Source organism: Enterobacter sp. PP-008-ECC_S150, from assembly GCF_045257065.1.
Taxonomy (GTDB): domain Bacteria; phylum Pseudomonadota; class Gammaproteobacteria; order Enterobacterales; family Enterobacteriaceae; genus Enterobacter; species Enterobacter chengduensis.
In genome coordinates this window covers 18,728-38,272 of the sequence record NZ_JBJHHG010000007.1, presented here as the reverse complement: position 1 = coordinate 38,272, position 19,545 = coordinate 18,728, and the positions used below count along the sequence as shown (strand labels likewise).

The 19,545-nt window shown below is 55.5% G+C and carries 21 protein-coding genes; 19 read left to right on the top strand and 2 right to left on the bottom strand.

What is annotated here, in order from left to right; genetic code table 11:
* Positions 1–3 precede the first annotated feature (3 nt).
* The 10 genes from fabD to ptsG all read left to right on the top strand — a co-directional run bounded on the left by fabD (position 4) and on the right by ptsG (position 9,528).
* Positions 4–933, top strand: coding sequence for an ACP S-malonyltransferase (gene fabD / locus ACJBF3_RS09580; RefSeq protein WP_045326966.1), 930 nt, complete (start codon positions 4–6; stop codon positions 931–933).
* A gap of 12 nt (positions 934–945) precedes the next feature.
* Positions 946–1,680 (top strand): 3-oxoacyl-ACP reductase FabG, encoded by a 735-nt coding sequence (gene fabG, locus ACJBF3_RS09575; protein WP_045326967.1) that lies wholly within the window; start codon positions 946–948, stop codon positions 1,678–1,680.
* Positions 1,681–1,834: 154 nt separating this feature from the next.
* On the top strand, positions 1,835–2,071 hold the full coding sequence (gene acpP / locus ACJBF3_RS09570) for an acyl carrier protein (RefSeq protein WP_003857954.1): 237 nt from the start codon (positions 1,835–1,837) through the stop codon (positions 2,069–2,071).
* A 91-nt stretch (positions 2,072–2,162) separates the two neighbouring features.
* The gene (gene fabF, locus ACJBF3_RS09565; protein WP_032639670.1) at positions 2,163–3,404 is read left to right on the top strand and encodes a beta-ketoacyl-ACP synthase II; all 1,242 of its coding nucleotides are present in this window, start codon (positions 2,163–2,165) and stop codon (positions 3,402–3,404) included.
* A gap of 121 nt (positions 3,405–3,525) precedes the next feature.
* Positions 3,526–4,335, top strand: coding sequence for an aminodeoxychorismate lyase (pabC, locus tag ACJBF3_RS09560; RefSeq protein ID WP_045326968.1), 810 nt, complete (start codon positions 3,526–3,528; stop codon positions 4,333–4,335).
* Positions 4,336–4,337: 2 nt separating this feature from the next.
* A complete protein-coding gene (gene yceG, locus ACJBF3_RS09555; RefSeq protein WP_045326969.1) occupies positions 4,338–5,360 on the top strand; it encodes a cell division protein YceG in 1,023 nt (340 codons plus the stop codon).
* The gene (gene tmk / locus ACJBF3_RS09550; RefSeq protein WP_047716234.1) at positions 5,350–5,991 is read left to right on the top strand and encodes a dTMP kinase; all 642 of its coding nucleotides are present in this window, start codon (positions 5,350–5,352) and stop codon (positions 5,989–5,991) included. The genes yceG and tmk overlap by 11 nt, the downstream gene beginning before the upstream one ends.
* Positions 5,988–6,992 (top strand): DNA polymerase III subunit delta', encoded by a 1,005-nt coding sequence (holB, locus tag ACJBF3_RS09545; RefSeq protein ID WP_045326971.1) that lies wholly within the window; start codon positions 5,988–5,990, stop codon positions 6,990–6,992. The genes tmk and holB overlap by 4 nt, the downstream gene beginning before the upstream one ends.
* A gap of 10 nt (positions 6,993–7,002) precedes the next feature.
* Positions 7,003–7,797 carry a metal-dependent hydrolase gene (locus tag ACJBF3_RS09540; protein ID WP_045326972.1) on the top strand — a complete coding sequence of 265 codons (795 nt, stop codon included), beginning with the start codon at positions 7,003–7,005 and terminating at the stop codon, positions 7,795–7,797.
* A gap of 297 nt (positions 7,798–8,094) precedes the next feature.
* Positions 8,095–9,528, top strand: coding sequence for a PTS glucose transporter subunit IIBC (gene ptsG / locus ACJBF3_RS09535; protein ID WP_008500788.1), 1,434 nt, complete (start codon positions 8,095–8,097; stop codon positions 9,526–9,528).
* A 119-nt stretch (positions 9,529–9,647) separates the two neighbouring features.
* Here ptsG and fhuE read toward each other — a convergent pair whose 3' ends face one another.
* Positions 9,648–11,837 carry a ferric-rhodotorulic acid/ferric-coprogen receptor FhuE gene (gene fhuE, locus ACJBF3_RS09530; RefSeq protein WP_045326973.1) on the bottom strand — a complete coding sequence of 730 codons (2,190 nt, stop codon included), beginning with the start codon at positions 11,835–11,837 and terminating at the stop codon, positions 9,648–9,650.
* Between the two features lie 349 nt (positions 11,838–12,186).
* Here fhuE and hinT point away from each other — a divergent pair, with 349 nt between their 5' ends.
* From hinT to ACJBF3_RS09490, 8 genes are all read left to right on the top strand, one after another.
* Positions 12,187–12,546: a purine nucleoside phosphoramidase gene (gene hinT / locus ACJBF3_RS09525; protein ID WP_006809243.1), complete on the top strand. Its 360-nt coding sequence runs from the start codon at positions 12,187–12,189 to the stop codon at positions 12,544–12,546.
* Position 12,547: 1 nt separating this feature from the next.
* Positions 12,548–12,922, top strand: a complete 375-nt coding sequence (locus tag ACJBF3_RS09520; RefSeq protein WP_045326974.1) for a YcfL family protein — start codon at positions 12,548–12,550, stop codon at positions 12,920–12,922.
* 10 nt (positions 12,923–12,932) lie between these two features.
* Positions 12,933–13,580, top strand: coding sequence for a penicillin-binding protein activator LpoB (lpoB, locus tag ACJBF3_RS09515; protein ID WP_045326975.1), 648 nt, complete (start codon positions 12,933–12,935; stop codon positions 13,578–13,580).
* A complete protein-coding gene (thiK, locus tag ACJBF3_RS09510) occupies positions 13,561–14,385 on the top strand; it encodes a thiamine kinase (RefSeq protein WP_045326976.1) in 825 nt (274 codons plus the stop codon). The genes lpoB and thiK overlap by 20 nt, the downstream gene beginning before the upstream one ends.
* 11 nt (positions 14,386–14,396) lie before the next feature.
* Positions 14,397–15,422 (top strand): beta-N-acetylhexosaminidase, encoded by a 1,026-nt coding sequence (nagZ, locus tag ACJBF3_RS09505; protein WP_047716251.1) that lies wholly within the window; start codon positions 14,397–14,399, stop codon positions 15,420–15,422.
* Positions 15,423–15,456: 34 nt separating this feature from the next.
* A complete protein-coding gene (ycfP, locus tag ACJBF3_RS09500) occupies positions 15,457–15,999 on the top strand; it encodes an alpha/beta hydrolase YcfP (protein WP_045326977.1) in 543 nt (180 codons plus the stop codon).
* 238 nt (positions 16,000–16,237) lie between these two features.
* On the top strand, positions 16,238–17,542 hold the full coding sequence (locus ACJBF3_RS09495) for an NAD(P)/FAD-dependent oxidoreductase (protein WP_032639686.1): 1,305 nt from the start codon (positions 16,238–16,240) through the stop codon (positions 17,540–17,542).
* A gap of 193 nt (positions 17,543–17,735) precedes the next feature.
* On the top strand, positions 17,736–18,275 hold the full coding sequence (locus ACJBF3_RS09490; protein WP_008500779.1) for a glycine zipper 2TM domain-containing protein: 540 nt from the start codon (positions 17,736–17,738) through the stop codon (positions 18,273–18,275).
* A 59-nt stretch (positions 18,276–18,334) separates the two neighbouring features.
* Here the strand turns inward: ACJBF3_RS09490 and ACJBF3_RS09485 are convergent, their stop codons facing one another.
* Positions 18,335–18,970, bottom strand: coding sequence for a TetR/AcrR family transcriptional regulator (locus ACJBF3_RS09485; RefSeq protein ID WP_047723682.1), 636 nt, complete (start codon positions 18,968–18,970; stop codon positions 18,335–18,337).
* 244 nt (positions 18,971–19,214) lie between these two features.
* Between ACJBF3_RS09485 and bhsA the strand changes: the two genes are divergently transcribed.
* Positions 19,215–19,472 (top strand): multiple stress resistance protein BhsA, encoded by a 258-nt coding sequence (gene bhsA, locus ACJBF3_RS09480; protein WP_023616599.1) that lies wholly within the window; start codon positions 19,215–19,217, stop codon positions 19,470–19,472.
* The last annotated feature ends 73 nt before the right edge of the window (positions 19,473–19,545 follow it).

Sequence of the window (19,545 nt, the reverse complement as noted above, 5' to 3'; positions counted from 1 at the left end):
AAAATGACGCAATTTGCTTTTGTGTTCCCGGGCCAGGGCTCTCAGACCGTTGGTATGTTGTCTGAAATGGCAGCAACCTATCCGGTCATTGAAGAGACTTTCCGTGAAGCTTCTGATGCACTGGGTTATGATTTATGGGCGCTGACCCAGCAGGGGCCGGCCGAAGAACTGAACAAAACCTGGCAGACGCAGCCCGCGCTGCTGACCGCCTCCGTTGCGCTGTGGCGCGTCTGGCAGCAGCAGGGCGGTAAAGCGCCAGCCCTGCTCGCCGGTCACAGCCTGGGCGAATACTCTGCGCTGGTGTGTGCCGGTGTGATCGCGTTTGCTGACGCGGTACGCCTGGTGGAGCTGCGCGGTAAATTCATGCAGGAAGCGGTGCCGGAAGGCACGGGCGGCATGTCAGCCATCATCGGTCTGGATGATGCGGCCATTGCAAAAGCGTGTGAAGAGTCTGCTGAAGGTCAGGTTGTCTCTCCGGTAAACTTCAACTCGCCGGGCCAGGTGGTTATTGCCGGTCATAAAGAAGCGGTTGAACGTGCGGGTGCGGCCTGTAAAGCAGCCGGTGCTAAGCGTGCGCTGCCGCTGCCGGTCAGCGTGCCGTCCCACTGTGCACTGATGAAGCCTGCTGCCGAGAAGCTGGCGGTTGAGCTCGAAAAAATTACGTTTAACGCACCGACGATTTCCGTTGTGAACAACGTCGATGTGAAATGCGAAACCACGCCGGAAGCGATCCGCGATGCGCTGGTTCGCCAGCTCTACAGCCCGGTACAGTGGACCAAAACCGTTGAGTTTATGGCAGCGGAGGGCGTTGAGCATCTGTATGAAGTCGGCCCAGGTAAAGTCCTCACCGGCCTGACAAAACGTATTGTTGACACCCTGACTGCCTCGGCGATTAACGAGCCGGAAGCCATGTCAGCGGCACTCTCGCAATAAAAGAGGAATACCATGAGTTTTGAAGGAAAAATCGCCCTGGTCACTGGCGCAAGCCGCGGTATCGGGCGTGCAATTGCTGAAACACTGGTTGCGCGCGGCGCGAAGGTGATTGGTACAGCAACCAGCGAGAATGGCGCTAAGGCCATCAGCGACTATCTGGGTGCGAACGGTAAAGGTCTGGTACTGAATGTGACTGAACCTGCATCTATCGAATCTGTTCTGGAAAATATTCGCGCAGAGTTTGGCGAAGTGGACATTCTGGTAAACAATGCCGGGATCACTCGCGATAACCTGTTAATGCGAATGAAAGACGACGAGTGGAACGATATCATCGAAACCAACCTGTCATCTGTATTCCGTCTGTCAAAAGCGGTAATGCGCGCTATGATGAAAAAGCGTCATGGTCGTATTATCACTGTCGGTTCTGTGGTTGGTACCATGGGAAATGCTGGTCAGGCTAACTACGCTGCGGCGAAAGCGGGTCTGATCGGTTTCAGTAAGTCGCTGGCGCGTGAAGTTGCGTCCCGCGGTATTACGGTAAACGTTGTTGCTCCGGGCTTTATTGAAACGGACATGACGCGTGCGCTGACGGACGATCAGCGTGCGGGTACGCTGGCGGCAGTTCCGGCGGGTCGTCTTGGCGACCCTAAAGAAATCGCCAGTGCGGTTGCATTTTTAGCCTCTGACGAAGCGGGTTACATCACTGGTGAGACCCTCCACGTCAACGGCGGGATGTACATGGTTTAATCACGATCAAAAATATTTGCGTTATTAGGGCGAATGGCCTCAAAATAACGTAAAATCGTGGTAAGAACTGCCGGGATTTAGTTGCAAATTTTTCAACATTTTATACACTACGAAAACCATCGCGAAAGCGAGTTTTGATAGGAAATTTAAGAGTATGAGCACTATCGAAGAACGCGTTAAGAAAATTATCGGCGAACAGCTGGGCGTTAAGCAGGAAGAAGTTGTGAACTCCGCTTCCTTCGTTGAAGACCTGGGCGCAGATTCTCTTGACACCGTTGAGCTGGTAATGGCTCTGGAAGAAGAGTTTGATACTGAGATTCCGGACGAAGAAGCTGAGAAGATCACCACCGTTCAGGCTGCCATTGATTACATCAACGGTCACCAGGCGTAAGTGAACATCTCCAGGCGGTCATTCGACCGCCTGAGTTTTATCTTTTTTAGTCCCACGAATCTCTTTTTTTATCCCTCCCTGGAGGACAAACGTGTCTAAGCGTCGTGTAGTTGTGACCGGACTTGGCATGTTGTCTCCTGTCGGCAATACCGTAGAGTCCACCTGGAAAGCTCTCCTTGCCGGTCAGAGCGGCATCAGCCTAATCGACCATTTCGATACTAGCGCCTATGCAACGAAATTTGCTGGCTTAGTAAAGGATTTTAACTGTGAAGAGATCATCTCGCGCAAAGAACAGCGCAAGATGGATGCCTTCATTCAATATGGAATTGTCGCTGGCGTTCAGGCCATGCAGGATTCTGGCCTTGAGATTACGGAAGAGAACGCAACCCGTATCGGCGCCGCTATTGGCTCCGGGATTGGCGGTCTTGGCCTGATTGAGGAAAACCATACATCTCTGATGAATGGCGGCCCGCGTAAGATCAGCCCGTTCTTCGTTCCGTCCACGATTGTTAACATGGTGGCGGGTCACCTGACCATCATGTTCGGCCTGCGTGGGCCAAGCATTTCTATCGCGACCGCCTGTACGTCTGGCGTACATAACATCGGCCAGGCCGCGCGCATTATTGCGTACGGCGATGCAGATGCTATGGTTGCGGGCGGTGCTGAAAAAGCCAGTACCCCACTGGGTGTTGGCGGTTTTGGTGCGGCGCGTGCGCTGTCTACCCGTAATGATAATCCGCAGGCGGCGAGCCGTCCGTGGGATAAAGACCGTGACGGCTTCGTGCTGGGCGACGGGGCGGGCATGATCGTACTGGAAGAGTACGAACACGCGAAAAAACGCGGTGCGAAAATTTATGCTGAAGTCGTTGGCTTTGGTATGAGCAGCGATGCGTATCACATGACGTCTCCTCCTGAGAACGGCGCGGGTGCCGCGCTGGCGATGGAAAACGCGATTCGTGATGCGGGTATTACCCCAGCACAAATTGGCTACGTGAACGCGCACGGTACCTCTACGCCTGCAGGCGATAAAGCGGAAGCTCAGGCGGTTAAGTCTATCTTCGGCGAATCTGCCAGCCGCGTACTGGTCAGCTCGACGAAATCCATGACCGGTCACCTGTTGGGTGCGGCGGGTGCGGTAGAGTCCATCTACTCCATCCTTGCGCTGCGCGATCAGGCTGTGCCGCCAACCATCAACCTGGATAACCCGGATGAAGGTTGCGATCTGGACTTCGTGCCTCACGAAGCGCGTCAGGTTAGCGGTATGGAGTACACCCTGTGTAACTCCTTCGGCTTCGGCGGCACCAACGGTTCTCTGATCTTCAAAAAGATCTGATCCTGACGTCCCGATAGCGTTTAAAAAGGTCCGCTTGCCGGGCCTTTTTTTATTCAGCCTAATCTTCTTGTCGGCTGCATGACATCCTGCCAGACTAAACGCCCACGCATAAGGAGCCACCATGTTTTTAATCAATGGCCTTGAGCAGGACACGCTGCCTGCCAGCGACAGGGCGATACAGTTCGGTGATGGTTGCTTTACGACGGCGCGCATTCTGGACGGCGAGGTCTGCCTGCTTGAGGCGCACATTCGTCGCCTGCAGCATGCCTGTGAAACGCTAATGATCCCCTTTACGCTCTGGGACGCACTGCGCCAGGAAATGTGCCAGCTCGCATCCGGCAAGCCTGGCGGCGTACTCAAGGTTATCATCAGCCGCGGCAGCGGTGGCCGGGGTTACAGCGCCGCAGCGTGTCTTAACCCCACGCGTATTCTCTCCGTTTCTGCTTATCCCGCGCACTACTCTCGCTGGCGAGAGGACGGCGTCACGCTGACGCTGAGCCCAATACGGCTGGGACGAAACCCGATGCTGGCCGGGCTTAAGCATCTCAATCGCCTTGAGCAGGTGCTCATTCGTACTCAACTTGAACAGACAGACGCCGATGAGGCGCTGGTTCTTGACAGCGAAGGGTTCATTACGGAATGCTGTGCGGCTAATTTATTCTGGCGGCAGGGGGAAGAGGTGTTTACGCCGTCGCTGGAACACGCTGGCGTAAATGGATTAATGCGTCAGTTTTGTCTGGATCGGCTGGCACGCTCTGGCTTTCGCGTTGTCGAAGTTAGCGCAGGAGAAGCCGCCCTACAGACCGCGGATGAAGTCATCATTTGCAATGCGCTGATGCCTGTTGTACCGGTCCGTGCGTATGGCCACCAACGCTGGTCTTCGCGCGAGCTGTTTCAGTTTTTAGCCCCGATATGTGAGCAAACCAGATAGTCATGAAAAAAATGTTGCGCTTTGTCCTTATCCTCATCGTTGCGCTGGGCGTCGCTGGCGGAGCTGGCGTATGGAAAGTTCGCCAGCTGGCGAACAGCAAGATCCTGGTTAAAGACGAAACGATCTTTACCCTGAAAGCAGGAACCGGCCGTCAGGCGCTTGGGGAACAGCTTTATGGCGACAAGATCATTAATCGTCCACGGGTATTCCAGTGGCTATTGCGCGTTGAACCGGAGCTGTCACATTTCAAGGCCGGGACCTATCGCTTTACGCCGGGAATGACCGTCAGAGAGATGCTGCAGCTGCTGGAAAGCGGCAAAGAAGCCCAGTTCCCCCTGCGGTTTGTGGAAGGGATGCGCCTGAGCGATTACCTCAAACAGCTGCGCGATGCGCCGTATATCAAACATACGTTAAAAGACGACAGCTATCAGACGGTAGCTGAAGCGCTGAAGCTTGAACACCCGGAATGGGTGGAAGGCTGGTTCTGGCCCGACACCTGGATGTACACGGCCGGCACGACCGATGTGGCGATCCTGAAGCGGGCGCACAAAAAAATGGTCGCCGCCGTCGATGCCGCCTGGGAAGGCCGAATGGAAGGATTGCCTTACAGCGATCGGAACCAGTTCGTGACCATGGCCTCGATCATCGAGAAAGAGACGGCCGTGCCAGCGGAGCGCGATCGCGTGGCGTCAGTATTTATCAACCGTCTGCGCATCGGCATGCGTCTGCAAACCGACCCTACCGTTATTTACGGCATGGGCGAGAGCTACAGCGGAAAGATTTCGAGGAAAGATCTCGAGACGCCAACGGCGTATAATACCTACGTGATTAGCGGCCTGCCGCCAGGCCCGATTGCCACGCCGAGCGAAGCGTCGCTCAACGCCGCCGCGCATCCGGCGAAAACACCGTATCTCTATTTTGTGGCTGATGGAAAAGGGGGGCATACCTTTAACACCAACCTTGCCAGCCACAATCGCTCCGTTCAGGACTATCTGAAGGCACTTAAGGAAAAAAATGCGCAGTAAATACATTGTCATTGAGGGACTCGAAGGGGCGGGTAAAACCACCGCCCGCAACGTGGTGGTGGATACGCTCAACGCGCTTGGCGTGGTGGACATGGTATTCACCCGCGAGCCGGGCGGCACGCAGCTGGCTGAAAAGCTGCGCAGCCTGGTGCTGGATATTAAATCCGTCGGCGACGAGGTTATCACTGACAAAGCCGAAGTGCTGATGTTCTACGCGGCACGCGTTCAGCTGGTTGAGACGGTGATTAAGCCTGCCCTGGCCAGCGGCAAGTGGGTAATTGGCGATCGTCACGATCTGTCCACTCAGGCGTATCAGGGCGGAGGTCGCGGTATTGACCAGACCATGCTGGCAACGCTGCGCAATGCCGTATTAGGTGATTTTCGCCCCGACCTGACGCTCTATCTCGATGTGACCCCGGAAGTGGGCCTCAAGCGCGCCCGCGCGCGCGGCGAGCTGGATCGCATTGAACAGGAGTCGTTTGATTTCTTTAACCGCACCCGCGCGCGCTATCTTGAACTGGCCGCACAGGACAGCTCCATTCGCACCATCAACGCAACGCAATCCCTGGACGACGTTACGCGTGACATTCAGCAAACCGTTACGCAGTGGGTGCAGGAGCAGCAGGCATGAAATGGTATCCATGGTTGCGCCCGCACTTTGAACAGCTGATCGGCAGCTATCAGGCGGGTCGGGGGCATCATGCGTTACTGATTCAGGCCTTGCCGGGAATGGGCGACGATGCGCTGATTTACGCCATCGCCCGTTTTCTGATGTGTCAGCAGCCGGAAGGGCACAAGAGCTGTGGCAAATGCCGCGGCTGCCAGCTGATGCAGGCGGGCACGCATCCTGACTACTATACGCTTGAGCCTGAGAAGGGCAAAAGCGCGCTCGGTATTGATGCCGTGCGTGAAGTCAGTGAAAAATTGTATGAACACGCGCGGCTGGGCGGCGCGAAGGTGGTCTGGCTTAAAGACGCAACGCTGCTGACCGAGGCGGCGGCTAACGCCCTGCTAAAAACCCTGGAAGAGCCGCCGGTAAAAACGTGGTTCTTCCTCTCATGCCGTGACCCGGGACGCTTGCTGGCGACGTTGCGCAGCCGCTGTCGTCTTCATCACCTGGCGGTGCCTCAGGAATCGTGGGCGCTGAGCTGGCTTGCGCGCGAGGTGACAACGTCACAAGAAAGCGCGCTGACCGCGTTACGCCTGAGCAGCGGTGCGCCCGCGGCGGCGCTGGCGCTGCTGCAACCTGACGTCTGGTCAGAGCGAGAAACGCTTTGCCGGGCCGTCGAAGCGGCGCTCGATAACCGTGACTGGCTCAGTTTACTGCCCGCGCTGAACAGCGATCGGGTGGTGGAGCGTCTGCACTGGCTGGCCTCCCTGCTGTTGGATGCGCTTAAAATCCAGCAGGGGGCAACGCTGCTGACCAATCCGGACGCGTGGCCGCTGGTCAATACGCTGGCGAACCGCCTCTCAGGGGCGATTCTGCGCGCGGTGCTTCATGAAGTTTGCCACAGCCGTGAACAGCTTTTAACCGTGACGGGTCTTAATCGCGAGCTTTTACTGACCGACCAGTTACTGCGTATTGAACACTACCTGCAACCCGGCGTTACGCCGCCGGTTTCCCATCTCTGAGAGAGACATTATGTTTTTAGTCGACTCACACTGCCATCTTGATGGCCTGGATTATCAATCCCTGCATAAAAACGTGGATGACGTGCTGGAAAAAGCCGCTGCCCGCGATGTGAAATTCTGCCTTGCGGTGGCGACGACGCTGCCGGGGTATCGCACCATGCGCGAGCTGGTGGGCGTTCGCGATAACGTGGTGTTCTCCTGCGGCGTGCACCCGTTGAATCAGGACGAGGCGTACGACGTTGAGGATCTGCGCCGACTGGCGGCAGAAGAGGGCGTAGTGGCAATGGGCGAGACCGGGCTGGACTATTTTTATACGCCGGAAACCAAACCGCGCCAGCAGGAGTCCTTCCGCAACCATATTCGTATTGGCCGCGAGCTGAACAAGCCGGTTATCGTCCACACCCGCGATGCGCGAGCGGATACCCTGGCGATCCTCCGGGAAGAAAACGTGACGGATTGCGGTGGCGTACTACACTGTTTCACAGAAGACAGAGAAACGGCGGGTAAGCTGCTTGATTTGGGGTTTTATATCTCGTTTTCCGGGATCGTGACGTTCCGTAACGCCGAGCAGCTGCGTGATGCTGCCCGTTATGTCCCACTCGATCGCATCCTGGTGGAGACCGATTCTCCGTATCTGGCGCCGGTTCCGCATCGCGGTAAAGAGAACCAGCCCGCGATGACGAGAGACGTGGCGGAGTACATGGCCGTACTGAAGGGCGTCAGCATCGAAGAGCTGGCCCGCGTCACGACGGAAAACTTCTCCACGCTGTTCCATATTGACCCCGCCCGCCTGCAATCTGTCTGATACACCTGTTTTTTTTAGGCTCGTAATTAATAAACAAAGCGAGTAAAGTTCACCGCCTCATTTGGGGCGGTGAGGGTGTTTTTAGACACATCCAGACATGCTTTTTGTAAATAACTGCAAGTTTTTCGACCGCCTTAAGCTGAAACGTGATAGCCGTCAAACAAACTCAGAGGGAATTATTTTACTCTGTGTAATAAATAAAGGGCGCTTAGATGTCCTGTCCACGGCACGGTACTCCCCCCGGGCCAATGCGTGAAAGCGTAAAAAAAGCACAAATACTCAGGAGCACTCTCAATTATGTTTAAGAATGCATTTGCTAACCTGCAAAAGGTCGGTAAATCGCTGATGCTGCCAGTATCCGTACTGCCTATCGCAGGTATCCTGCTGGGTGTCGGTTCTGCTAACTTCAGCTGGCTGCCAGCCGTAGTGTCCCACGTGATGGCCGAAGCAGGCGGTTCTGTCTTTGCTAACATGCCACTGATCTTCGCGATCGGTGTGGCTCTGGGCTTCACCAATAACGACGGCGTATCTGCGCTGGCTGCAGTGGTAGCTTACGGCATCATGGTGAAAACCATGGCCGTGGTTGCGCCGCTGGTTCTGCATTTACCGGCAGAAGAGATTGCCGCGAAACACTTGGCTGACACCGGTGTTCTGGGCGGTATCATCTCCGGTGCGATTGCAGCGTATATGTTCAACCGCTTCTATCGCATCAAGCTGCCTGAGTATCTGGGCTTCTTCGCGGGCAAGCGTTTCGTTCCGATCATCTCTGGTCTGGCAGCGATTTTCACTGGCGTGATCCTGTCCTTCATCTGGCCACCAATCGGTTCCGCGATCCAGACCTTCTCTCAGTGGGCTGCTTACCAGAACCCGGTTGTGGCGTTTGGTATCTACGGCTTCATCGAGCGTTGCCTGGTGCCATTCGGTCTGCACCACATCTGGAACGTTCCATTCCAGATGCAGATTGGTGAATTCACCAACGCGGCAGGTCAGGTATTCCACGGCGATATCCCACGTTACATGGCGGGCGACCCAACTGCAGGTAAACTGTCTGGTGGCTTCCTGTTCAAAATGTACGGTCTGCCGGCTGCTGCGATTGCCATCTGGCACTCTGCTAAACCAGAGAACCGTGCAAAAGTGGGCGGTATCATGATCTCCGCAGCGCTGACCTCGTTCCTGACCGGTATCACCGAGCCGATCGAGTTCTCCTTCATGTTCGTTGCGCCGATCCTGTACGTTATCCACGCGATTCTGGCGGGTCTGGCGTTCCCAATCTGTATCCTGCTGGGTATGCGTGACGGTACGTCCTTCTCTCACGGCCTGATCGACTTCATCGTTCTGTCTGGTAACAGCAGCAAACTGTGGCTGTTCCCAATCGTCGGTGCGTGCTATGCCGTTGTTTACTACACCATCTTCCGCGTGCTGATCAAAGCACTGGACCTGAAAACCCCAGGTCGTGAAGATGCAACTGAAGACAGCAAAGCAGGTGCGACCAGCGAAATGGCACCAGCACTGGTTGCCGCGTTCGGTGGTAAAGAGAACATCACTAACCTGGACGCGTGTATCACTCGTCTGCGTGTGAGCGTTGCCGACGTAGCGAAAGTAGACCAGCCGGGTCTGAAAAAACTGGGCGCAGCGGGCGTGGTTGTTGCAGGTTCTGGTGTTCAGGCAATCTTCGGTACCAAATCCGATAACCTGAAAACCGAAATGGATGAGTACATCCGCAACAACTAAGTTGTGACCGGGGAGACTAAGGCAGCCGAATGGCTGCCTTTTTTATTAGTGCGGTTTGTGATGCCGGGTGGCGGCTGCGCCTTACCCGGCCTACGTGAAGGGCAGGCCCGGCTTAACGCTCAGAAGTCGTAGCTCGCGCTCACCGAGACGTTCAGCGGCGCGCCGTAAACCACATAAGAGCCGACGTAATCGTAGTACTCTTTGTCGAACAGGTTGTTGACGTTCGCCTGAACGGCGAAATCTTTAGTGACCTGATAGCGACTAAACAGGTTAACCAGCCCGTAGCTCCCTTGCTCTGCACGGCTGCGGCCCGCCGGCGCGCCATCCACATCCGTCCACACTTTGTTCTGCCAGTTTACGCCTCCGCCTACGGTCAGCGCGGGCAGCATAGGCAGCTGATAACGGGTGAACAGTTTCATGGTGGTGCGTGGCTGATCGGAACTTACCGCGTTGCCGTTCTTATCTTCAGCAATGTAGCGCGTCGCGCCGAAGGTCAGCTGCCAGTTATCGGTTAACGCGCCGTTCAGCTCGAACTCAATCCCTTTACTGACCACGCCGTCCAGCGATTCATAAATGGATTCGCCGCTCGGCATGTAGGTATAGGTATTGCTTGCCACGTTATCCTGTTCAATGCGGAATATCGCCAGCGAGGTGGTCAGGCGGGTGTTGAACCAGTCTGCTTTCACACCGGCTTCGTAGCTTTTTCCCGTGGTGGGGTCGAGATAGCGTCCGCTGGCGTCCCGCTTGTCCTGGGGCTGGAAGATGGAGGTGAAGCTGACGTAGGTCGACCAGTCTTCATTGATGTCGTAGACCAGGCCCGCGTAGGGGGTTACGTCATCTTTGGTGCTTTGCAGACGGGTGTCCGGAGAGCCTGCCGGATTATAGCGAATGTTATAATTGGTATAGCGCGCGCCGAGGATCAGATGCAGCGGATCGGCCAGCGAGAAGCGGGCTGAGGTATACGCTGAGGACTGGCGGATATCGTCCTGACTGTAGAGCTTCCACGGCGTCCACTGCGGGTCGGAAATGTTCCCATTCCAGTTCTTAAAGTTGCCCACATCAACCATGCCGTAAACCGCGTCAGGCATTGAATTGTCATAATGGTTACGCTGGCGGCTGAAGCTGCCGCCGAACATCATTTCGTGCTGGCGGCCAAAGAGGTCGAAATCGCCGCGCAGGAACGCGTCCACGGCATCCTGTTTACGTTCGCCACGGTTCCAGCCGCCATAGCCCACCATGCCCGCGCCGGTCTCTTTATCCGGATAGCCGGACATATACATCAGCTTGCTGTCGAAGTTGGTTTCAGCATGCATGCCGTTAATGTGCGCCTCCCAGCCGTTGTCGAAGCGCTGGGTCAGGTTAGCAAAGATGCGCGTGCTGTCTTTATCCGAATAAGCCCACTTTGGTGCAACGGTCTGGCTGCGATTGTAATCGGTTTTGCTTCCGTCGCTGTACCACGTCGGCAGCCCGCCCCAGGTCGGACTGTCGGTATTGCTTTCCTGATACTCATATCCCACAGAGAGGGTCGTGCTGTCGGTGACGTCCGCATCCATCACGCCGTAGAGGAATTTCTTCCGGTAGTGATAGTTATCCACGAAGCTGTCGTTATCCTGATAACCGGTAATCAGGCGGCCCCGCACCTTACCGGACTCCACCAGCGGTGCCTGGAGATCCAGCACGTAGCGCTGCTTGTCCCAGCTGCCATAGCTGGCCGAGACATTCCCTTTGAATTCATTGCTGTCCGCATGCTTTCGCACCATGTTGACGTACGCCGCCGGGTTGCCCGTACCGGACATCAGGCCGGTTGCGCCGCGCACCACTTCGATACGGTCGTAGATGGCGGTATCGGCGGCGGTATCACCAAAGTTCCACACCTCGCTGATGGAGGTGGGCAGGTCGTCATAGGCGTAGTTACTGACGAAGAATCCGCGCGAGTAAAATACGGTACGGTCGCTGTCCTGGACCTGCGCCGTCACGCCCGTGGTGTTGGTTAACACCTGGCCGATAGATTGCAGGTTCTGATCGGCCATGCGCTGCTGGCTAATCACGCTGACGGACTGCGGGATATCGCGGGGAACCAGCAACAGTTTGGTGCCGGTAGTCGTGGTTTTTACGCTGTAATCCTGCTCCTGGCTTGCGGAAGGATCCTGTGTGTTGTCAAAACCGCCGTCAACGACAACGGTGTCTTCAGCCGCTGATGCAGCGAAAGCGGCGGCTGGCGTCAATGCCATAGCGATGCAGACTGCCAGCAACGAAGGCGTTGCGGCAGGCTGATGTTGCCCATCCCTGGAGTGATTAATGAAAGACATGATCAAACCCTTATAACGGTGAAGGGGGGATGCGTCAGTCCCGCAGCAGCGGGCTGGCGTCGTTTTCTATGTTAAAAATGCGCATGAAAATGCAAATGCGAAATATACGCATTGCTATTAATGCTGTAAACAGATGTGTCGACCCGATCTGAAATAATGTTTCAGCCCGTTTAGCTCCGCGAGCGGTCACTCTTCAGTCAGCTGATGGTCATTCAGGAAAGAAATCGAGGGAGGAGGTTGAAAGGACAGGAGAAACTCGCTCATACTCTTGAATTGTGTCACACGCTCATTTAGAGAGTGTGTTTACAGCGGACGCATTGCGCCAGATTAAACAAAAAAGGAAAAGGTCATGGCTGAAGAAACGATTTTCAGTAAAATTATCCGTCGCGAAATTCCGTCGGATATCGTCTATCAGGATGAACTGGTGACGGCTTTCCGGGACATTTCCCCTCAGGCACCGACGCACATCCTTATCATTCCCAATATTCTGATTCCGACTGTAAACGACGTAAAAACCGAGCACGAAGTGGCGTTAGGTCGTATGCTGACGGTGGCCGCGAAAATTGCTGAACAGGAAGGGATTGCAGAAGACGGTTATCGTCTGATCATGAACTGCAACCGTCACGGTGGTCAGGAAGTTTACCATATTCACATGCATCTGCTGGGTGGACGTCCTCTGGGACCGATGCTGGCACATAAAGGTCTTTGACATGCTTAAAGGGCGTATTGCAGCGCTGGTAATGGCGATGATGATGGTGGGATGCAGCTCGCGTCCGGCGATCCCCGTTAATGATGAACAGACGCTGGTCATGGAATCTTCCGTGCTTGCGGCAGGCATCACGGCGCAACAGCCCGCGTTGACCATCAGTGAAATCAACTCATCTGCCTCCTCTACGCTCTTTAATGAAAGACACGAACCCGTGACGGTCCACTACCGTTTTTTCTGGTATGACGTAAGAGGTCTCGAAATGCATCCGCTGGAGGCGCCGCGCAGCGTCACCATTCCGGCCAGATCGTCGGTAACGCTCTATGGCAGCGCCAACTATCTGGGTGCACACAAGGTGAGACTTTATCTTTATCTCTGAGGGGTGAATCTTGATTAAAAATTTGAGCCGCTATGCGCTCGTCACAGCTTTCGCTCTGTTCCTGGCAGGGTGTGTGACCCGAACTGAACAGCCTGCGCCTGTGGAAGAGGCGAAGCCGGGTACGGAACAGCCGACGCAGCCAACGCAGCCGCAGCCAACCGTGCCGTCCGTACCGTCAATACCGGCACAGCCAGGCCCGATTGAGCATCCGGACCAGACGTCACAGCCTACGCCGCGCGTTCGCCATTACGACTGGAACGGGGCGATGCAGCCTATGGTCGGCAAAATGCTGCAGGCACAGGGCGTGACGGCGGGAAGCGTATTGCTGGTCGACAGCGTGAACAACCGCACCAACGGTTCGCTGAACGCGGGCGAAGCGACGGAAACCCTGCGCAATGCGCTGGCTAACAACGGCAAGTTTACGCTGGTCTCGGCTCAGCAGCTCGCGGTAGCCAAACAGCAGCTGGGCCTGTCGCCGCAGGATAGCCTGGGCACGCGCAGCAAGGCGATCGGCATTGCCCGTAACGTTGGCGCGCAGTACGTGCTTTACTCTAACGCCACCGGTAACGTGAACACACCAGCCCTGCAGATGCAGCTGATGCTGGTTCAGACAGGCGAAATTATCTGGTCAGGTAAAGGTGCGGTTACGCAACAATGACAGCACGCGTGAAGAGATTCTGACGCGCTCTTTTCCTCAGTACCGCCTTATCGCGCCGCAGGCCCACTCCGGGCTTGGCGGCGCGAGTTGCATTATCGCCTATGGCGAACGACGTCTGGTGTTGCGGCACCATCACGACCCCGACGCGCCAGCCTCCCACTTCCGTCGTCAGTTTCGCGCCCTGAAACGTCTTCCATCAGATCTCGTGCCTGCCCCACGTTTTTTCAGCCAGGGCTGGATGGCCGTCGACTATCTGGACGGTGACGTTAAAAGCGCGCTGCCGGACACGCCCGAGCTTGCGGCAATGCTGTATCATCTGCACCGGCAGCGGCGTCTGGGATGGCGGATCACGCTATACCCGCTGCTTGAACGTTACTGGCAGCAGGCTTCGCCTGACAGACGCACGCCCGCGTGGCTGGCGCTTCTCAGGCGGTTGCGTAAAACCGGCGAGCCGCAGCCGATTCGGCTCTCGCCGCTGCATATGGACGTTCATGCCGGAAATATTATTCATACGCCAGCAGGCGTCAGGCTTGTCGACTGGGAATATGCCGGGGATGGCGATGTGGCGCTGGAGCTGGCGGCAGTGTGGGCAGAGAGCGATGCCGCGCGGCAGAGGCTCATCGGTGACTACGCCCGGGTAGCGCATATTGAACCCGACCTGCTGAGGCGTCAGGTCAAACGCTGGCGACCCTGGGTCGTCATGTTAATGGCGGGCTGGTTTGAAATGCGCTATCGGCAGTCCAGAGACAAACAATTTATTGCGCTGGCAGACGATGCCTGGCGTCAGTTACAAACGAAAGGATAAGAGAGGTGGATGTGGGTCCAGTCATGTTGGATGTAGAAGGGTTTGAGCTGGATGCGGAGGAGCGTGAAATTCTGGCGCATCCGCTGGTGGGTGGCCTGATCCTGTTTACCCGCAACTATCACGATCCGGCGCAGCTGCGCGAGCTGGTGCGTCAGATCCGCGCCGCGTCGCGCAATCATCTGGTGGTCGCCGTCGATCAGGAAGGCGGACGCGTGCAGCGTTTTCGCGACGGTTTTACCCGCCTGCCCGCCGCCCAGTCTTTTGCTGCGCTGCTCGGCACGGAAGAGGGCGGCAAGCTGGCACAGGAGGCCGGCTGGCTGATGGCCAGCGAAATGATTGCCATGGATATCGATATCAGCTTCGCCCCGGTGCTGGATGTAGGGCATATCAGCGCTGCCATCGGCGAGCGCTCATACCATGACGATCCGCGTATTGCGCTGGCCATGGCGACCCGGTTCATTGACGGCATGCACGATGCCGGGATGAAAACCACCGGGAAACACTTCCCAGGGCACGGAGCGGTGACGGCGGATTCCCATAAAGAGACCCCGCGCGATCCGCGCCCGGAAGCGGAGATTCGCGCCAAAGATATGTCGGTGTTCAGATCGCTTATCACCGACAACAAGCTGGATGCCATCATGCCCGCGCACGTGATTTACAGCGACGTTGACCCGCGCCCAGCCAGCGGCTCACCGCACTGGCTGAAAACCGTTCTGCGTCAGGAGCTGGGCTTCAATGGGGTGATCTTCTCTGACGATTTATCGATGGAAGGCGCCGCGATTATGGGCAGCTACGCTGAACGCGGTCAGGCGTCGCTGGATGCGGGTTGCGATATGATCCTGGTCTGCAATAATCGTAAAGGTGCCGTTAGCGTGCTGGATAACCTGTCGCCGATCAATGCAGAGCGTGTTACACAATTGTATCATAAAGGTTCATTTAGCCGTCAGGAGCTGATGGATTCGGCGCGCTGGAAGACGGTCAACGCCCGGCTTGAAGACCTGAATGAGCGCTGGCAGGCACATAAAGCCAGCCTGTAAACCCTCCCGGAAGGCGTAGCGTGGTGAGAAGACGATGATCATCTATTTACACGGTTTTGACTCAAACAGTCCAGGTAATCATGAGAAGGTGCTGCAGCTGCAGTTTATCGATCCGGATGTACGGTTAATCAGCTACAGCACGCGCCATCCGAAGCATGACATGCAGCATCTGCTTAAAGAGGTGGACAAGATGCTGCAGCTCAACGTCGACGATCGCCCCCTGATTTGCGGCGTGGGGCTGGGCGGCTACTGGGCGGAGCGGATTGGCTTCCTGTGCGACATTCGCCAGGTGGTATTCAATCCCAACCTTTTCCCGAACGAAAACATGGAAGGCAAGATCGACCGCCCGGAAGAGTATGTCGACATTGCGACCAAGTGCGTCAGCAATTTTCGTGAGAAAAACCGTGACCGCTGCCTGGTCATCCTGTCGCGTAATGACGAGGCGCTCAACAGCCACCGGTCAGCAGAACTGCTGCATCATTACTATGAGATCGTCTGGGACGAAGAGCAGACCCACAAGTTCAAAAACATCTCCCCGCACCTGCAGCGTATCAAAGCTTTTAAAACGCTGGGTTAACCCCGTGCGAGCAGGCATCTAAGCCCGGCCGCGAAAGCGTGCCGGGCTTTCTTTTTACCCAGAATTGTCTACTTTTAAGCCATCAAAACTTGATGCATATCAATTTTGGTATGACCAATGCGCCTGACGTGGTATTCTCAATGCACCTGAATGGTTTCAGTGCTGTAACCTGTTGTTAATTAAGGGTTATTTTTATAACTTTTAATTAACAATTGGTTAATAATTTGAGGGGGTCACGTTGACTACGCCATTGAAAAAGATAGTGATTGTAGGCGGTGGTGCTGGCGGGCTGGAGCTGGCTACGCAGCTGGGTAAAAAGCTGGGTCGCGGTAAAAAAGCCAAAATCACGCTGGTGGATCGTAACCACAGCCACCTGTGGAAACCGCTGCTGCACGAAGTGGCGACCGGCTCTCTGGATGAGGGCGTGGACGCGCTCAGCTATCTGGCACACGCGCGCAACCATCATTTCCAGTTCCAGCTGGGCTCGGTGGTGGACATCAACCGTGAAAGCAAAACCATCACCCTGGCAGAGCTGCGCGATGAAAAAGGAGAGCTGCTGGTTCCCGAGCGCAAGCTGGCGTATGACACGCTGGTCATGGCGCTGGGCAGTACCTCCAACGATTTCAACACGCCGGGCGTAAAAGAGCACTGTATCTTCCTCGATAACCCGCACCAGGCGCGTCGTTTCCATCAGGAAATGCTGAACCTGTTCCTGAAGTACACCAGCAATATGGGTGCAAACGGTAAGGTGAATATCGCTATTGTCGGCGGCGGCGCGACGGGCGTTGAGCTCTCTGCGGAGCTGCACAATGCGGTGAAGCAGCTGCACAGCTACGGTTACAAAGGGTTAACGAATGACGCGCTGAACGTCACGCTGGTTGAAGCCGGTGAGCGCATTTTGCCTGCGCTGCCTCCGCGTATTTCCGGTGCGGCGCACAATGAGCTCACCAAGCTGGGCGTCCGGGTACTGACCCAGACCATGGTGACCAGCGCCGACGAAGGCGGCCTGCACACCAAAGACGGCGAGTACATCAAAGCGGATCTGATGGTCTGGGCGGCGGGCATCAAAGCCCCTGACTTTATGAAAGATATCGGCGGCCTGGAAACCAACCGCATTAATCAACTGGTGACGGAGCCTACGCTGCAAACCACGCGCGATCCTGAAATCTTTGCCATCGGCGACTGCGCCTCGTGTGCCCGTCCTGAGGGAGGATTCGTGCCGCCGCGCGCGCAGGCCGCTCACCAGATGGCAAGCCTGGTGCTGCACAATATTCTGGCGCAGTACAAAGGCAAGCCAATGAAAGCCTATGTCTACAAAGACCACGGTTCACTGGTGTCACTGTCAAACTTTTCAACCGTCGGCAGCCTGATGGGCAACCTGATGCGCGGCTCAATGATGGTAGAAGGGCGCATTGCCCGCTTCGTGTATATCTCCCTGTACAGAATGCATCAGATTGCGCTGCACGGCTACTTTAAAACCGGGCTGATGATGCTGGTGGGCAGAATCAACCGCGTGATCCGTCCGCGTCTCAAGCTGCACTAATCTTTCACTCCCTCCGGGCTCTCCGGGGGGAGTTTTTAGCATTTCATGCTGTAGATCACCGATTGAGTGCTTAAGAGTTCTCCTAAATAGAATATATCTCCTTTCAACGCCCATTTTTTGATCCTTTATCTGATTGGCGCAGCGTTGCTTCCATAGCAAAATTGTTACCAATAGCAACAAAGGAGGAAGTCCCGTGAATAAATCAATGTTGGCGGGTATAGGGATTGGCGTCGCGGCTGCGTTAGGTGTGGCTGCCGTTGCCAGTCTCAACGTATTAGATCGCGGCCCGCAGTATGCTCAGGTGGTTTCTGCAACACCGATTAAAGAAACCGTAAAAACCCCTCGTCAGGAATGCCGCAACGTCTCCGTGACGCATCGTCGTCCGGTGCAGGATGAAAACCGCATCGCCGGTTCTGTTCTGGGTGCGGTAGCGGGTGGCGTGATTGGTCACCAGTTTGGCGGCGGCCGGGGTAAAGATGTCGCAACCGTGGTTGGCGCGCTGGGTGGCGGCTATGCCGGTAACCAGGTGCAGGGCGCGATGCAGGACAACGATACCTACACCACCACTCAGCAACGCTGTAAAACCGTCTATGACAAGTCGGAAAAAATGCTGGGCTATGACGTGACGTACAAAATTGGCGATCAGCAGGGCAAAATCCGCATGGATAAAGACCCGGGCACGCAAATTCCACTGGATGGAAACGGCCAGCTGGTTCTGAATAACAAAGTGTAAAAAAGATGTTCTCTGAATTTAGCTCCTCATGCGCTCAGGCTGAGGAGCTTTTTTTTGCTTCAGATTTTCAGTAGCTCAGGCCACAGCCGAAGCGTGGTTTCACTGATATTCTGCAGTTTTTCCAGCGTAGCCCCTGCGCGGGCGCTGATGGACATACCCTGCAAAATGCAGCTCAGGTATTGCGCCAGAAGCTGAGGATTACACTGCGCGGGAATTTCACCGCGCTGCTGGCGCTGAGCTAGAAATGCGCAAAGCGTCTCCTCCTGCATCGCATGCCGCGATTTCACCGTTTTGGCAATCTCTTTTGACGATGCCGCCAGGGTGGCAGAGGTGTTAATCATAAAGCAGCCCGCAGGCGTATCTTTACTGGTGAAGCAGGTGGCGACAGCGGTGAAATAGTCCCGTAGCGCCTGTTCCACGCTTTTCTCTTCACAAAAAAGCTGGGCTTCGTGTTTCGCCGCAAAGCGGGAAATGTACCTGTCCAGCACCGCCCTGAACAGCCCCTCTTTATTGGTGAATTCCGCATACAGCGTTGGCGCTTTGGCTCCGGTCGCTTCGACCAGGTCGGAAAGCGAGGTCGCTTCATACCCGTATTGCCAGAAGAGCGTCATGGCCTTATCAAGCGCGGCATCCCTGTCAAACACTTTTGGTCGGCCACGGCTTTTCTTCGCACAACTCGTGACGTCGGTTGTCATTTGCCGTTGGTCCTCTGTTGGTTTGGTGAATGACCATTATAAAAATAAACGCAACCCACCACCAGTGCAGAATGCTTAAAAATAAATTAATCATATCTTCATGAAAAATAACGACTTTGAAATTAAATTAATGCTCGTTATAAAATTGTGTTGACGTGTGATGTGGATCACATTTATGATTTACATATCGATCGTTAACTAAATGATTAACGACCTCCATATTCATCTGCTATAGGTAAACATCATGAAAAACGTAAAAACTCTTATCGCTGCCGCTGTTCTGAGCTCACTCTCTTTCGCAAGCTTTGCTGCTGTACAGGTTCAATCCACCCCTGCCGATCAGCATAAAGTCGGTACAATTTCCGCGTCTGCCGGGACCAACCTGGGTTCCCTGGAAGATCAGCTGGCGCAAAAAGCGCAGGAAATGGGTGCAAAATCTTACCGCATCACCTCTGTGACCGGTCCTAACACCCTGCACGGCACCGCCGTCATCTACAAATAAGCCGGACATAAAAACCCTCATTTATGCCACTGCAATAAAAAACGCCCTGCTAAGCAGGGCGTTTTTCTTTCTG